This window comes from Sphaerisporangium viridialbum, from assembly GCF_049674955.1.
GTDB classification, from domain to species: Bacteria; Actinomycetota; Actinomycetes; order Streptosporangiales; family Streptosporangiaceae; genus Sphaerisporangium; species Sphaerisporangium viridialbum.
Genome location: NZ_CP187232.1, coordinates 2,297,121 through 2,311,771, shown reverse-complemented (window position 1 = coordinate 2,311,771; position 14,651 = coordinate 2,297,121). Strand labels below are relative to the sequence as shown.

Genomic DNA, 14,651 nt, shown 5'->3' with positions numbered 1-14,651 from the left:
ACCGTCAGCGCATGGCCGCGCCGACGCGGTCGACGAGCTCGGAGACGCCCTTCTCCCTGGCGCAGTGGGCGCAGCAGTACCAGTGGCCGTTCGCCTCGACGCCATGGCCGACGATCCGGCACCCGCAGTGCTCGCAGGACGGCGCCATGCCCTGGATCGCGCATTCGAAGCTGTCGTAGGTGTGCACCCCACCCTTGGTGTGGATCTCGAAGCTCATGTAATAGTCGTTGCCGCACACTTCACACTTCGCCATGATCTTCCCTCCGGGCCGCTTTCTACGGAGCTACCCACGAAAGGACAGAAGGGACTCCAAGCCGGTGTATTCCTGACGCAGATTTGGTGATCCGGACACAGAGCTTCACGAGTCCCGCCGGTGACCGGCGGCCTTCAGCCGGAGGCGTCGAGGTAGGTTTTGCGTTCGTCGGAGGTGAGGTCCCGGACGGTGCGCTCTTTGGCGAGCGCCAGAACCTGGTCCGTCGGGGACGGGCATCCAGAGCGGCGGGCACTTCTTCCGGGTACGTTACCGATCAGCCGGCGGTGAACCAGGTCCTTCAGTACGTACGCGCGGTTGAGGCGGTCGCGGCGGTTCGCGAAGCTCGGCGGCGGACACTGGACGAAAAACGGCGCCGGCGAGCATGGCAAACGAGTGCACCTGAGCAGGGGGATACAGCGAGACGAAGGTATGCGACACAGAGCCCTCGGCCCGACTATCCGGCCGAGGGCTCTCGGGGTTCGTCAACTCTCAGCCGGGGAACCGGCCGACCTTCACGCCGCCGAGGAATGACTTCCACTCGCCGGGGGTGAAGACCAGGGCGGGTCCGTGGGGATTCTTGGAGTCACGGACGGCGACCGCACTGGGCAGGTTGGTAGCCACTTCGACGCACTCGCCGCCGTCGCTACCGGAGAGGCTGGACTTGCGCCACTGCGCACCGCTCAGGTCCACTCGTGCTTCACCACTTCCTCGATCATCTTGCAGGACAGGTGTTGCGGGTAGGCGTCAGCCCGTAAGGCATCGAAACAGTTGACCAGGTCAGCGATCGTGCTCCTGTCCGTCACTGTTCGTCCCCGAGGCTGCGATTCCACCCGAACCGTATACGGATTACCCCGCATCTCGGCAATGGTGAAGGCGCCATTCAGCCCGGAAAGCGCCTCCGCGCTATAAGGCACGATCTGAATGGTTACTTTGGGATGCTGTGCCATCTCCAGGAGGCGTTCGAGTTGCTCCCGCATGGCGGCGGGACCGCCGATAGGCCGACGAAGCACGCCCTCGTCGATCAGAGTCGTGATCACCGGTGGATTGTCACGTGACAGGACCGCCTGCCTCTGCATCCGGCCCGCCACCCGTTGCTCCAGCAGTTCCGCGGAGATACCGGGCAGTCGCGACAGGATCTGGCGGGCGTACCCCTTGGTCTGCAACATGCCCGGAACGAGCAGCGGCGCCCAGAACCGAAGTGCAGTCGCGCGTTGCTCTTCCACGGCCCAGTCGCGGAAGTGGGCCGGGACGGGGGGTGGGGGCGGCCAGACCTCCGCGTAGAGGCGGGTCATGACGCCGTCGAGGCCGAAAACCTCGTCACACAGCTCGGCGAACCGCTCGGACGGGCGGAACTTGGACGTCTCGACCATGGCCACCGCGCTGGTGGAGAAGCCGATCCTGCGGCCTAACTGCTTCTGGGTGAGCTCCGCCGCCAATCGGTGGCGGCGAAGCTCGTACGCGAACCGAGCACGCGGCGACTCCGCGGGGTCGATGTCGATCATTTTGGTCATGAGGTCCCCTCGCGACACCTGGCCAGACCTGACTCACTGACCTCAGAACAACTCTGAAGTCATTCCGTAGTCAATTCGCTACCAAGCGTAATGCGCTGACTCCAGGCTTGGGGCAAGAAATCACGACTACGTGGGCGCATCCGGGAAAGCCGAACTCATCGCAAAGCCTTACCTCGCCCATGGTGATCGCCTGATTAAGCAGAACGAGCATTCGCGCTCGGCACGAGCACCAGAACGAACACCAGGAAGGGCCGGGCCGCAAAGGGTCCGGCCCTTCCGTCTGTATAAAGATTCAGCGGTAGTCCGGGGCGGGGACGGTGGAGATGGGGAGACCGCCGAGGTGGGTGGCTGTGGGGATCAGCGAAGGTGACCCCTCGGCCAGGCGGACGGCAACCCGGCGAAGGTATCGGTGGGCCTACTTGGTCAGGGCGAAGTCCTTGACGCGGAGGTCGCCGGTGAAGACGAGGTAGAGGTCGTGGAGGCCGGCGGTCTTCGACAGCGTGGTGGTGGCCGTGGTGTAGGTGTAGACGCCGCCGGTGGCCGGCACTTGGGCGGTGCCCAGGATCTTGCCGGTGGGCGAGTCGAGGCGGACCTCGATCTTCCCGGGGGCCATGGCGGCGACCCCGGCCGTGAACGCCGTCGCCCCCTTGCCGAGGTCCGCGTCCTTGAACGAGATCCAGTCACCCGTACCTGTGCCGCCCACGGCATCGCCCGACGCCTTCGTCTCGTCGACGAGCTCGACGCCCGCGTAGTCGTCGAAGTCGGCGGCCCCGGTGACCTTGAACAGGTCCCGGTGCGGGATCCGCTCGCCGTTCACGCTGAGCGTCGTGCGCTGGCGGACGCTGTCGGAGGAGCCGCCCACCAGCACGTCGTGCTCGGCCTTCTCGACAGCCCAGGTGTTCCGGGTGACGTCCCACAGGGCCAGGTCGGCGGCCTTGAACGAGAGCGTCACCGTCTTGGTCTGCCCGGCGGTCAGGTGCACGCGCTGGAAGGCGCGCAGTTGCTTCACCGGCTGCTTCACTCGCGAGGACCGCTGGTGGGTGTAGAGCTGGACCACCTCGTCTCCCGCCACCTTGCCGGTGTTGGTCACCTTGACGGTGGCCTCGACGGTCCCGTCCGGCTTCACGGAGTTCGAGGCCAGCTTGAGCCCCTGATACCCGAACGTCGTGTAGCTGAGCCCGTGCCCGAAGGGGTAGAGCGGCTTGGCCGCGGAGTACAGGTAGGTGGCGCCGTTCTTCACGATGTCGTAGTCGAGGATGTCCGGCAGGTCGGCGGATGATCTGTACCAGGTCTGCGTCAGGCGCCCGGCCGGGTTGGCGTCGCCGAAGAGCACGTCGGCCAGGGCGTGCCCGGTCTCGGCGCCGGCGTGCGTCGTCCACAGGATCGCCGGGACGTTCGCCTGCTCCCAGCCGATCGTCGTCGGGTAGCTGTTCTCCAGCACCACGACCGTGTTCGGGTTGGCCTTCTGGACCGCCTTGACCAGGGCTTCCTGCCCCTCGGCGAGGTTCATGTCCATGCGGTCGTGGTCCTCGCGGCCGTTGATGAACGGCATGCTGCCGACCACGACGACCGCCGCGTCCGCGCCCTTGGCCGCGGCGACGGCGGCGTCCACCCCGCTGCTCACGGTCTCCTTGGCGAACCTCGCCGCCTGGTCGGCGGTGGTGAGCGCCAGGGTGCCGTCGGCGTTGGCCCTGAGGTACTTGTTCGGGCCGAACCAGTCGTAGGCGGTCTCATACCCGGCGTACTTCAGCAGGTAGGCGCCGTCGGCCTGCCGTTCGAGCTTGAACTGCTGCTGGACGAACCACCCGTTCGGCTGGTCCTGGTCGTTGACGAAGCTCGACCAGTTGTAGCCGACGTACTTGCCGTTGGCGACGCTGCGCAGCGTCAGGATGCCCTGACCCCAGTCGAAGACGTCGAACTTCTCGGTGTCGCCGGCGGTGGTCGCGCCCTCCTTGAGGACGGCCCCGGACGCGCCGGTCCCGGCGGTGACGTACTTGCCGGTCGCGAGGTCTTTGAGGGCGATGCGGTCCGCGCCCTCGGTGCCGGTGACCGTGCCGCCGCCGCCGAGGCGCTCCTTGATGCCGTCGAGCGGGGTGACGCGGTACGGCAGGCTGCCCGAGTACCAGTCGGTGTACAGCGTCTTGGACAGCGGGCCGACCACGGCGACCTTCTTGGTCGTGGCGGGAAGTGGCAGGGTCCTGCCGGAGTTCTTCAGCAGCACCATGGCCTCGGCCGCGGTCCGGCGGTTCAGCGCCTGGTGCTCGGGGCTGTTGACCACCTCCTTGCCGATCTTCCCGTACGGCCCGCCGTCCGGGTCGAACTCGCCGAGCCGGAACCGGATGCTCAGGATGTGCCGGACGGCGGTGTTCACGTCCGATTCCTTGATCAGCCCCTGGGAGAGGGCGTTGGTGATGGCCGTGGTGGTCGGGCCCGCGTTGGTGTCGTCGACGGTGTAGCTGTCGATGCCCGCCTTGAGCGCGGCGGCGTCCGCCTCGGTGAGGTTCGGGTAGTACGCCTCGGAGCCGACGAGGTTGTTCGGCGCGCCCGCGTCGGTGACGTTGAGCAGGTCCCTGGTGGTCCAGGAGCGCACGGCGGTGTTCAGGGCGGGGTTCACCGTGTTGGGACGGCCGTTGACCAGGTTGTACGAGGCCATGACGCCGGTGGCGGCGTCGGCCGCGATGGCCGGCTTGAACGCGGCCTGGTCGTACTCCCGCTCCACCCGTGGCCGCAGGCTGGAGGAGGTCGTGTCGCGGTGCACCTCGTTGTTGTTGGCGAGGTAGTGCTTGAGCGTGGGGGCGGCCCTGAGGTGGTCGGGGTCGTCGCCCTGGATGCCCGAGCCGTACGCGGTGGAGATCGCGCCGGTCAGGAGCGGGTCCTCGGAGTAGCCCTCCTCGTTGCGCCCCCAGCGCGGGTCGCGCAGCAGGTTGACGACGGGGGCCCACAGGTTCAGCCCCCAGACCCTGGGGTTCTGAGCGTTGAAGCCGCGCGCCTCGTCGCCGACGGCGGCGCCGACCTTCTTGATCAGCTCGGTGTCCCAGGTGCTCGCCAGGCCGACGGCCTGCGGGAAGACCGTGCCGTTCGCCGTGACGACGGCGCCGCCGTGGTCGATGTCGGTGGACCAGGCGACTCCGTGCAGCGCCTCGGTGCCGGTCTTGAACAGGCCGATGCCGAGGCGCGGGATGGCGGGCTGGTACTGGTGGAGCAGGGAGATCTTCTCGGTGAGCGTGAGCCTGCCGAGCAGGTCGTCGATCCGCGCGCTCAGCGGGAGGGACGGATCTCGGAAGGGGAGGTCCTCGGCCGCTCTGGCGGGTGCCACGAGCAGGGTCATCAGCAGGCCGAGGACGGCCGCGATCCATAAGGGTCGTCTAAGGGACATGGCGCCTCCAGGTCAGGTGGTTGACGCGGGTTTTCGAAGGGGGTGCGGGCGCGCGCCTACTTGACGGCGCCCACCGTGACGCCGCGGGTCAGCGTCCGCTGGAAGATCAGGAAGAAGGCGACGGCCGGGATGATGCCCAGCAGGGCCGACGCGCTGGACATGGTGGCGTCCATCATCTTGTCGCCCTGGAGCACCCCGAGCGCCACCGGCACGGTCTGGTTGTCGTTGGAGATCAGGAAGATCAGCGGCAGGAAGAACTCGTTCCAGGTCCAGATGAAGAAGAAGATCATCAGGACGCTCAGCGTGGGGCGGCTGATCGGCACGACGATCCGCCAGAGCACCCTCCACCGGCCGGCCCCGTCCATGGCCGCCGCCTCCATGATCTCCCTCGGGAAGTCACCGAGGACGGCCGACAGCAGGTACGTCCCGAAGGCGCTCTGGACGACGGTGAAGATGAGGATCACCGCCAGCCGGCTGTCGTACAGGCCCACCTCCTTGGACAGGTAGTAGAGCGGGTAGGCGAGGGCCTCCTGCGGCAGCGTGTTGGCCACCAGGAAGAGCACGAGGATCCACAGCCGGCCGCGCACCCGGCCGATGCCGAGGGCGTAGGCGTTGAGCACCGACAGGACCACGGCGAGCACGGCGACCGCCGCGCTGATCAGCGTGCTGTTGAGCAGCTTGCGGCCGAAGTCGACGCGGTTCCAGAAGTCGATGATGCCGTCGAGGTAGATGCCGTGCGGCAGGCTCAGCGGCCCGTTGGAGGAGTACTCCGCCGGGGTCTTGACGGCGTTGAGCGTGACGATTGCGAAGGGCAGGAGCATCACCACGGCCAGCACGGCGAGCGCGGCGAGGATCGCCCACCCGCCGGGGCCCGCGCCGGCGGCACGGCCGCGCGCGTGGCCGGGCCGTACGAGATCTGCCCGTCGCCCGGCGCTCGTCCGACGTACCTGCAGGGAGGTCATGGCTTGCGCTCCTGGACCCGCAGGAAGAGGAAGGTCACGATCACGATGATGATCGCGAGCACGGTGGCGATGGCCGAGCCGTAGCCCACGTTGGCCTTCTCGAAGAAGTTCTGGTAGCTGAAGTACGACGGCACCATCGTGGCCTTGCCCGGGCCGCCCCGGGTGAGCACGAAGATCGGGCCGAAGACCTTGAGCGCGGCGATGGTGCAGGTCAGCAGGACCACGTAGATCTCCGGTCTGATCTGCGGCAACGTGATGTGCCAGAACCGCCGCCACCAGGAGGCGCCGTCGATCTCCGCGGCCTCGTGCAGCGCAGGGTCGGCCCGCTGCAGCCCGGCCATGAAGATCACGACCGGGTAGCCGAGCTGGAACCACACCATGATCCCCATGACGGAGGCCAGGGCGATGTCGGGGTCGCCGAGCCAGTTCTGCGCCAGCGAGCCGAGCCCGACGGCCTTCAGCACCTCATTGAGCGCGCCGTAGGACGGGTGCAGCATCCAGCCCCACACAACCCCGGCGACCGCCACCGGCAGCACCTGCGGCAGGTAGTACGCGGCGCGCAGCGCGCTCGCCGTCCGGGCTCCGAACCTTTTGCCGATGTAGTCGAACAGCGCGGCGGCGAGCAGCAGGCCGAAGATGGTGGGCAGGACCGCCATGGCGACGATCAGCGCGACGTTGTGCTGGAACGAGGCCCAGAAGGTCTCGTCGGCGAGCAGCCGCCGGTAGTTGTCGAGCCCGGTCCATCTGGGCGTGCCGACACCGCTCCACCTGGTGAAGCTCGCCCCGACGTTCATCAGGAACGGCACGATGACGACCGCGAGGAAGAGCACCGCGCTGGGCACCAGGTAGACCCAGTACCCCGTGCCCCCGCGCGGGCGCCGGACCGGCTCGGGCGCCCGCGCCGTTGCGTGCACGGCCATCAGTTGCCGATGTCGGCGAGGTTGTCGTTGTACGGCTGCGCGATCTCGTCCAGGACCTTGTCCGGGGCCTTGCTGCCGTTGATCAGCTCCTGGACGCCGGCCACCAGGGTGTCGTAGTAGCCGGGGGCGGGCCAGTCGGGGTAGAACGCGAGGCCGTCCTGTGCCGAGAGCTTGTTGAAGTTCTCGATCAGTTCCTTGTTCTTCTCGTCGGTGATGGCCGTGGGGTCGGCCGCGACGGGGACGCCGCCCGCGTTGCCGAGCTCGTTCTGGATGTCCTTCTTCATCGTCAGGTCGATGAAGTCATAGGCCAGGTCCTTGTTCCCGGACTTCTCCGGCACCACCCACAGGTTGCCGCTGGAGCCCGCGCTCATCTGGTTGCCCGGCCACAGGAACGTGCCCCACTTGAAGTCCTTGATGTCGGAGCTCATGCGGCCGTACCACCAGCTTCCCGAGACCATCATCGGGAACTTGCCGGAGATGAACGAGGTGCCCATGTCCTCGGCCTTGATGCCGGCCGAGTCCTTGCTGATGTAGCCCTTCTTCACCCAGTCGGCGAAGGTGGTCGCGGCGTAGGTCAGCTCGGGGCCGTGGAAGTCGACCTTGCCCTTGTAGAGCTGGAAGGCGTCCACCCAGGGACGCTGCGCCTTGCTGAGCGCGAGCTGGTACATGATCTGCTGGGCCGGGTACTCGGCGCCGCCGACGGCGAGGGGCGTGATGCCCGCCTTGGCGAACTTGTCCAGAGCCGCCGTGAACTCGTCGAATGTCGTGGGCACCGTGATGCCCTGCTTCTCGAAGGCGTCCTTGTTGTAGTAGACCATGACGTACTCGGCGTAGTTCGGGATGCCGAACCACTTGCCCGAGCCCATGACGCCCCTGTCGTCGTAGCGGGCCGTGGTCTGCAGGCTCGGGCTGAGGAGCTTGTCCCAGCCGCGCTTGGTGGCCTGCTCGCTCAGGTCGGTCAGCAGCCCCTGCTTCGACAGCAGGCCCGCGGTGGCGTTGCCCTTGTTGTACTCCATGATGTCCGGGGCCTGGTCGGACCCGAGGACCATGCTGGCCGTCTTCTGGATCTGCTCGAAGCCCTTCTCCTCGAACTTCACCTTGACGCCCGGGTGGCTCGCCTCGAACTGCTTGATGGCGTCGGCCCAGGCGACGCCCATCGCGCTGGTCGCCCCCTCGTAGTGCCAGAGGGTCAGGGTCTTCGCCTCGCCGGAGCCGCCCCCGCCGCTCGTGTCCGTGGAACCTCCGGAGCCGCAGGCGGCGAGTGTCACCGCCGCCGCGGCGAGCGCGGCGACGATCCCTATTTTGGACATGGTGTTTCTCCAGGGGGTTACTAGTCGGCGGCGACCGTGGCAGGGGCGCCGGCGACGGGAGCGATCTCGACGTTGGTGATCTGCTTGGGGCCGGAGGCGCGGACGTGGAGCACGTCGCCCTCCCGGGTGGCGGTGACCGTCGTGTCCCCGTCGACGTCCCTGATGGTGGTGCGGCCTCCGTCGCCGTAGCTGACGACGGTGACCTCGGCGAACGGCTCGCCGCCGACCGTGTCGCGCACCTCGGTCACCGGGATCAGCGCGCCGTGCCGTACGAACAGGGGGATCTGGCCGAGCGGCTTGGTGACCGGGATGTACCGGCCGCCGGTGTGGACCTCGTGGGTCCAGTAGTCGACCCACTCCCCTGCGGGCAGGTAGACCTGCCGGATGCCCTCGGGGGAGGTCATCGGGGCCACGAGCAGGTCCCGCCCGAACAGGTACTCCAGGTCGGCCTGCCAGGCCACCGGGTCGTCCGGGTAGTCCACGCACAGGGCACGCATCATCGGGGCGCCGGTCCGCGCGGCCTCGACCGCCGCCGAGTAGATGTACGGCATGAGCCGGTAGCGGAGCCGGATCGCCTCGACGGCGAGATGCTCGACCTCGGGGAACTCCCACGGCTCGCGGCTGGTGGTGCCGTGGAAGCGCACCAGCGGTGACAGCACGCCGAACTGCGCCCACCGGACGTACAGGTCGTCGGCCGGGGTGCCGGTGAAGCCGCCCGCGTCGTGGCTCCAGAACGGGATGCCGGACAGCCCGTGCGACAGGCCGCCCCTGATCGTGCTGCCCATCGCGGGGAAGGAGGTGTAGGTGTCACCGCCCCACTGGGCCGCGTGCCGCTGGCCGCCGAGGAACGACGAGCGGGCCCAGACCATGCCGTGCCCGTTCACCTCGCGGGTCACCTCGGAGACCGCGTCGTTGAACAGCAGCGCGTAGACGTTGTGCAGCTCGGTGCCGGTCATGCCGTTCGACGCCACCGAGTCGGCCGGGACGCCCTCGGCGAAGTCGGTCTTGAAGACCGAGACGCCCTGCCGGAGCAGCGGGCGCAGCAGGCCCTTGAACCACTCGACGGCCGCGGGGCTGGTGAGGTCGACGATGCCGCAGGGCGGGTACGAGCCGTGCCAGGAGTCCGCGACGTACACCTCACCATCCTGATTTTTCAGGAAGTATCCGTTCGCCGAGGCCTCGGCGAAGACCGGGCTGAGGTGAGAGATGTACGGGTTCATCCACAGACAGGTCTCGAAGCCCTGCTCCTTGAGCGTGGCCAGCATCCCCACGGGGTCGGGAAAGCTCTCCGGGTCCCACCTGAGGTCCGACCAGTGCCCCTTGACCTGCCAGTAGCAGTCCAGGTGCAGGACGTCGCAGGGGATGCCCCGCTCTCGAATCCTCCTCGCCCGCGCCAGCACCCGCTCCTGGGTGTCCTTGAAGAAGCCCGAGGAGATCCAGCTCCCGAAGGCCCACTTGGGCGGCAGCGCCGGGGCCCCCGTGAGCAGGTCGTACCTCGCGAGGATCTCGGGGACGCCCGGCCCGCCGATCACGTAGTAGTCGATCAGGTCGTCCGGCACGACGATCTCGACGCAGCTGTGCGTCGAGCGGCAGACGTCGAACTCCACCGGCATGCCGCTGTCCACCAGGAGACCGTAACCCCGGCTGGACACATAGAACGGAACATTCTTATACGAACGATCAGACTCAGCGCCGAACGCGTCAAAGTTCCACATCAGCGGGCGCTGGCCGCGCTTGTCGAGCGGGGTGAACTTCTCGCCGAACCCGCCGAAGTGCTCGTCGGGCTGGGCGGCCAGGCTCTCCTGGTAGGCCACGGTCACGCCGCCGGCCAGGGAACGCCCGAACGGCAGCGTGCGCAGCCGGCCGCTGATGTCCACGTGGCCGGGGTCCTGCTCGGTCAGCAGGCGGCCCTCCGCGTCGGTGAAGCGCAGGTGCCAGGGATCGAGGGTGATCTCCGCCCGTACGGCGCCCGCGTCCACGACGACCCCGGCCTCGCCGGTCTCCACCCGCGCGCCCGCGAACGTCCCCGGGCGCACCATCTGGATGACCCGCGCGGAGCGGGTGCGGGCCTCCGTGTCCTCGCCCAGCCTCACGCGGATCACCCCCTCCCCCGCGACCGCCACCTGGACGACGAGCACCTCCTCCGCCGAGGTCGAGGCCTTGAAGGTCGCGCCCCGCCCGTCCGCGGCCGTCAGCTCGGCCCGGGTGAGCGCGGAAAGGCCCTGCTCTCCCCGCACGCGCACCGGGAGCTCCGGCGGGTCCGCGCTGAAGTACTCGTGCGCGATCAGAGGGGGACGGTACGGCATCGCTGCGCTCCTGTACGACACGAGGGAAGGACTCGCGAATTAGTTTGCCGACTATACGAACAAACGTCAACGCCGTCGAGGCCACGTTGACATGGCGCACCCGGGAAATTAGTTTGCCTACCGTACGAACTCCGAGCCCGTACGGCGGGCGGGGACGACGGGCGGGAACGCGGCGTGAAGTGGCCGAGGGGGATGGACGGGCTCTGCTACGGGGGCGACTACAACCCCGAGCAGTGGCCTGAGGAGGTGTGGCACGAGGACGTCGCGCTCATGCGCGAGGCCGGGGTCAACCTGGTCACCGTGGGCGTCTTCTCCTGGGCCTCGCTGGAGCCCTCGCCCGGCCGCTTCGCCTTCGACCGGCTCGACCGAGTGCTCGGCCTGCTCGACGCGGGCGGGGTGAAGGTGAACCTGGCCACCCCCACCGCCTCTCCCCCGCCGTGGTTCGGTCTGGCCCATCCCGACGCGCTGCCCGTAACCGCCGACGGCACCCGGCTGACCCACGGCAGCCGCGACACCTACTGCGTGTGCGCCCCGCCGTACCTCGAGGCGTCGGTGCGCGTCGCCCGCGCGCTCGCCGAGCGCTACCGCGGCCACCCGGCGCTGGCCATGTGGCACGTGCACAACGAGTACGGCACGTGGTGCCACTGCGACCACGTGGCGGCGGCGTTCCGCGGCTGGCTGCGCACCCGGCACGGCTCGCTGGACGCCCTCAACGACGCCTGGACCACCGCGTTCTGGAGCCAGGCCTACGGGGACTGGGACCAGATCATGCCGCCGCGCGCCACGCAGTACCTTCCGAACCCCGCGCAGGCGCTCGACTTCCGCCGCTTCCTGTCGGACGCGATGCTCGGCCACTACCGCGCCCAGAAGGCCGTGCTGCGCGAGCTGACCCCCGACGTGCCGGTGACCACGAACTTCGTGTTCGGAAGCTGGGTGCCGGTGAACAACTGGGAGTGGGCGCGCGAGGTCGACCTCGTCGCGATCGACCACTATCCGGACGACCGCGAGCGCGCGGCGGAGCAGACCGCGTTCGCCGCCGACCTCGCGCGCGCGTGGGCGGGCGGGCGGCCGTGGCTGCTGATGGAGCAGGCCGCCGGCATCGTCTACTCCGGCGCGCGCATGCGGGCCAAGCGGCCGGGCGAGACCGCCCTGCACAGCCTCCAGCACGTCGCCCGGGGGTCCCGGGGGGCGATGTTCTTCCAGTGGCGGGCCTCACGGGGCGGGGCCGAGCTGTGGCACGGCGGGATGGTGCCGCACGCCGGACCCGGCAGCCGGGTCTTCCGCGAGATCCGCGACCTCGGCCGCCTGCTCCCCCGCTTGGCCGAGGTTCCCGGCGACGCCGCCGTTCTCGCGGACGCGGCCATCCTGTGGGACCCCGAGTCGTGGTGGGCACTGGAGTCGCCGGGCCTCCCCTCGCGGGAGGCGGGCTACCTGGACGCGCTCCACCAGGCCCACCGGGTGCTGTGGCGCGGTGGCGTCACCGCCGACTTCGCCCACCCGTCCAGCGACCTGCGGGCCTATCCCGTGGTGCTGGTGCCGAGCCTCTACCTGGTCTCCGACGCCACCGCCCGCAACCTCGCGCGGTACGTCGAGCACGGCGGCACGCTGGTCGTCTCGTTCCTCAGCGGCGTGGCGGACGAGCACGCCCGGGTACGGCTCGGCGGGCATCCCGGCGCGCTGCGCGACCTCCTCGGCGTCCGGGTGGACGAGTTCCTCCCCCTGGACGAGCCCGTGGCGATCCTCCTGCACGGCGACGACGAGCCCCGTACGGTGAGCGGCTCGGTCTGGAGCGAGCGCGTCGAGCCGCGCGGCGCCACGGCGCTGGGGTGGTACGAGGGCGGCGACCTGGACGGCCTGCCCGCGATCACCCGGCACCGCCACGGCGCCGGCCAGGCGTTCTACGTGTCGACCCGCCTGGACGACGACGCCTACGCGGCCGTGCTGGCCGCCGCCGGAGTCCCCTACGCGACCGTTCCCCCTGGTGTGGAGCTGGTACGCAGGAGCGGCGGCGGGGTGGGCTGGCTGTTCGCCCTCAACCACACGGCCGCCGGGCACAAGGTCGCGGTGACCGGCACCGACCTCGTCACAGGCAGGGAGACCGGCGGCGTACTCCGCCTTCCACCGCGCGGCGTCGCCGTCGTCCGGACCCTCGGGATCGCCCCAGGCTAGATCGCTGAAGAGCACCTGGGGATCGCCGGTGGCCAGGCCGTAGCCGAGGCCCGCGGTGAGGCCGAGGGCGGAGCAGCATGACACCGGGCGCCACCGCCGCGAAGAGGATGTGGCTTTTGGCCTTCTACGCGTCCGGCGCGCCAGGAAGTGCAACCGCTTAACAAGAGGACGTCAAGCGACGGGAGCAATAGTCTGCTCAGGCACTCGGTGCCATGACGGAGGGAGAACAGCGATGAGACGCATCACGATCGCCAGGCCCCGCGGGGGACGCCGTACGAACAAGGCGTTCTGCCTGGATCTGCGATCGCCCTCCGGGCGCGCCCTGCCGTACTAAAAGATCTTTACAATAGTCTTACGCCATCCTCTGTAGACATCTCATGTAACGGAATCATCACGCCGGGGGGCTGGGATGAAAAGGCTTTCGGTGGTGCCCGCGTACGTGCCACGGCACAAGGTGCGCGACATCCGGTCGGCACACGGCCGGAGGCCTTCCAGCGAGTCCAAGGTGGTCCACCTGCAGGCGTACACCGGGCGCAACATCATCCGCTTCCCCCGCACGGGCGGCCCCACCCCCGCCGCCTGACCGGCGCCTGATCCGCATGATCGGGGCGGGCGTGTCCGGCTCGGTGGTCGGCCGCGTCTGACCACGGGCCCGGCGGCGGCCATGCCCCGCGCAGGGAGTTCTCGGGCGTGGGCACCGTACGGGCGTGGGCCCGGCAGGGTCTCGGCATGGCACTGCTGCCGGAGTTCGCCGTGGCGGAGGACCTCGCCTCCGGCGCCCTGGTCGAGCTGGGGCTCGCGGCCCCCGCGCTGTCCCTGCGCCTGGTCTGGCAGCCCGGCCGTGAGGACCACCTGCGCGACGTGCTGTACGCCATGAGCACCCGCTACCCCGGAATGGCGGCGGTCCTGGCGAGGGCGTCGGTGGTGAAGGTCTCGGGGTACGGCGAGCGGGCGAGGGCCTCGGGCACCGGGATCTCCCCGGCCCCGACCGCCCGGCACAGCTCGGCCACCTCGGCGAGCTCGTCGCGCTGGCGGGCGACGAACGCGGCGTCCACCGGCTCGCCGTGCCCAGGCACGACCGTACGTGGCCCGAGGCCGAGCACCCGGTCGAGGGCGGACGGCCACGCCAGTGGGAAGGCGTCACCGAACGACGGGGGCGCGCCCTGCTCCACCAGGTCTCCGGCGAAGACCAGGGCGCTGTCGGGCACGTGGACCACCAGGTCGTGGCCGGTGTGCCCGCGCCCGGGGTGGACCAGCCGCACCAGACGGCCGCCGAGATCGATCTCGGTGACGCCCTCGACCAGGTGGTCGGGCGGCACGAGCCGCGCGGCCTCCAGGCGGGCGGCGGCCTCGGGAGCGCCCTGCTCGCGGTAGTGCTCCGCCCAGACCGCCCGCTGCGTCTCGCCGGTCTCCGCGAGGTCGGTCGCGCAGGCGGGGTGCGCCCACACCGGGCACCCGCCGAACGCCGCCGTGCCGAAGGCATGGTCGAAGTGCGCGTGGGTGAGCGCCACCGACCACGGCAGATCGGTGAGCTCGCGCACGGCCGCCGCGAACTCGGCGCCCAGCACCTCGTCGGGGCCGGTGTCGACGACGAGGCAGGCGCGGTCGCCCGCCACCAGGCCGAGCGAGAGGTCGAGCTCGGCGTGGCGCCGCACCCAGACCCGGTCACCGACCTCGATCCACCTGCCCACCAGCGACCTCCACGCCCCGACGACCGCCCCAGTTTAGTGAGTGCCCGCCCGGCCCTCAGCGGGTCGCCTCCAGCAGGAACCGCTCCCATGTGCGGCCCCCGGCGGCGTGGCCGGGGGCCAGCGCCTCCCCATCCCGGGTGGAAACCGGCGTGC

11 protein-coding genes and 1 pseudogene are annotated in these 14,651 nt (G+C 69.6%); 3 read left to right on the top strand and 9 right to left on the bottom strand.

Annotated features, from left to right (window positions below):
- Nucleotides 1-4: 4 nt before the first annotated feature.
- From ACOZ38_RS10295 to ACOZ38_RS10260, 8 genes are all read right to left on the bottom strand, one after another.
- Nucleotides 5-253, bottom strand: coding sequence for a hypothetical protein (locus ACOZ38_RS10295; protein WP_405145743.1), 249 nt, complete (start codon nt 251-253; stop codon nt 5-7).
- 489 nt (nt 254-742) lie between these two features.
- Complete coding sequence (locus ACOZ38_RS10290) at nt 743-943, bottom strand: DUF397 domain-containing protein (RefSeq protein WP_424529927.1); 201 nt, start codon at nt 941-943, stop codon at nt 743-745.
- Nucleotides 934-1,764, bottom strand: coding sequence for a helix-turn-helix domain-containing protein (locus ACOZ38_RS10285; protein WP_424529925.1), 831 nt, complete (start codon nt 1,762-1,764; stop codon nt 934-936). Before ACOZ38_RS10285 ends, ACOZ38_RS10290 begins: the two co-directional genes overlap by 10 nt.
- 415 nt (nt 1,765-2,179) lie before the next feature.
- Nucleotides 2,180-5,140 (bottom strand): glycoside hydrolase family 3 C-terminal domain-containing protein, encoded by a 2,961-nt coding sequence (locus tag ACOZ38_RS10280; protein ID WP_424529923.1) that lies wholly within the window; start codon nt 5,138-5,140, stop codon nt 2,180-2,182.
- Nucleotides 5,141-5,196: 56 nt separating this feature from the next.
- Nucleotides 5,197-6,102 (bottom strand): carbohydrate ABC transporter permease, encoded by a 906-nt coding sequence (locus ACOZ38_RS10275; RefSeq protein ID WP_424529922.1) that lies wholly within the window; start codon nt 6,100-6,102, stop codon nt 5,197-5,199.
- Nucleotides 6,099-7,022: a carbohydrate ABC transporter permease gene (locus ACOZ38_RS10270; RefSeq protein WP_405145732.1), complete on the bottom strand. Its 924-nt coding sequence runs from the start codon at nt 7,020-7,022 to the stop codon at nt 6,099-6,101. Before ACOZ38_RS10270 ends, ACOZ38_RS10275 begins: the two co-directional genes overlap by 4 nt.
- Nucleotides 7,022-8,332, bottom strand: coding sequence for an ABC transporter substrate-binding protein (locus ACOZ38_RS10265; protein ID WP_424529920.1), 1,311 nt, complete (start codon nt 8,330-8,332; stop codon nt 7,022-7,024). The genes ACOZ38_RS10270 and ACOZ38_RS10265 overlap by 1 nt, the downstream gene beginning before the upstream one ends.
- Before the next feature lie 20 nt (nt 8,333-8,352).
- Entirely contained in the window at nt 8,353-10,638 is a 2,286-nt protein-coding gene (locus ACOZ38_RS10260) for a TIM-barrel domain-containing protein (protein WP_424529919.1), read from the bottom strand.
- Between the two features lie 192 nt (nt 10,639-10,830).
- Here ACOZ38_RS10260 and ACOZ38_RS10255 point away from each other — a divergent pair, with 192 nt between their 5' ends.
- The 3 genes and pseudogenes from ACOZ38_RS10255 to ACOZ38_RS10245 form a co-directional block, all read left to right on the top strand.
- The gene (locus ACOZ38_RS10255) at nt 10,831-12,807 is read left to right on the top strand and encodes a beta-galactosidase (RefSeq protein ID WP_424536979.1); all 1,977 of its coding nucleotides are present in this window, start codon (nt 10,831-10,833) and stop codon (nt 12,805-12,807) included.
- A gap of 409 nt (nt 12,808-13,216) precedes the next feature.
- Nucleotides 13,217-13,390, top strand: a complete 174-nt coding sequence (locus ACOZ38_RS10250) for a hypothetical protein (protein WP_424529917.1) — start codon at nt 13,217-13,219, stop codon at nt 13,388-13,390.
- A 95-nt stretch (nt 13,391-13,485) separates the two neighbouring features.
- Nucleotides 13,486-13,641, top strand: a pseudogene (locus ACOZ38_RS10245) (LysR substrate-binding domain-containing protein); the annotation flags it as partial.
- Nucleotides 13,642-13,691: 50 nt separating this feature from the next.
- Here ACOZ38_RS10245 and ACOZ38_RS10240 read toward each other — a convergent pair.
- Complete coding sequence (locus ACOZ38_RS10240; RefSeq protein WP_424529916.1) at nt 13,692-14,498, bottom strand: MBL fold metallo-hydrolase; 807 nt, start codon at nt 14,496-14,498, stop codon at nt 13,692-13,694.
- Between the last annotated feature and the right edge of the window lie 153 nt (nt 14,499-14,651).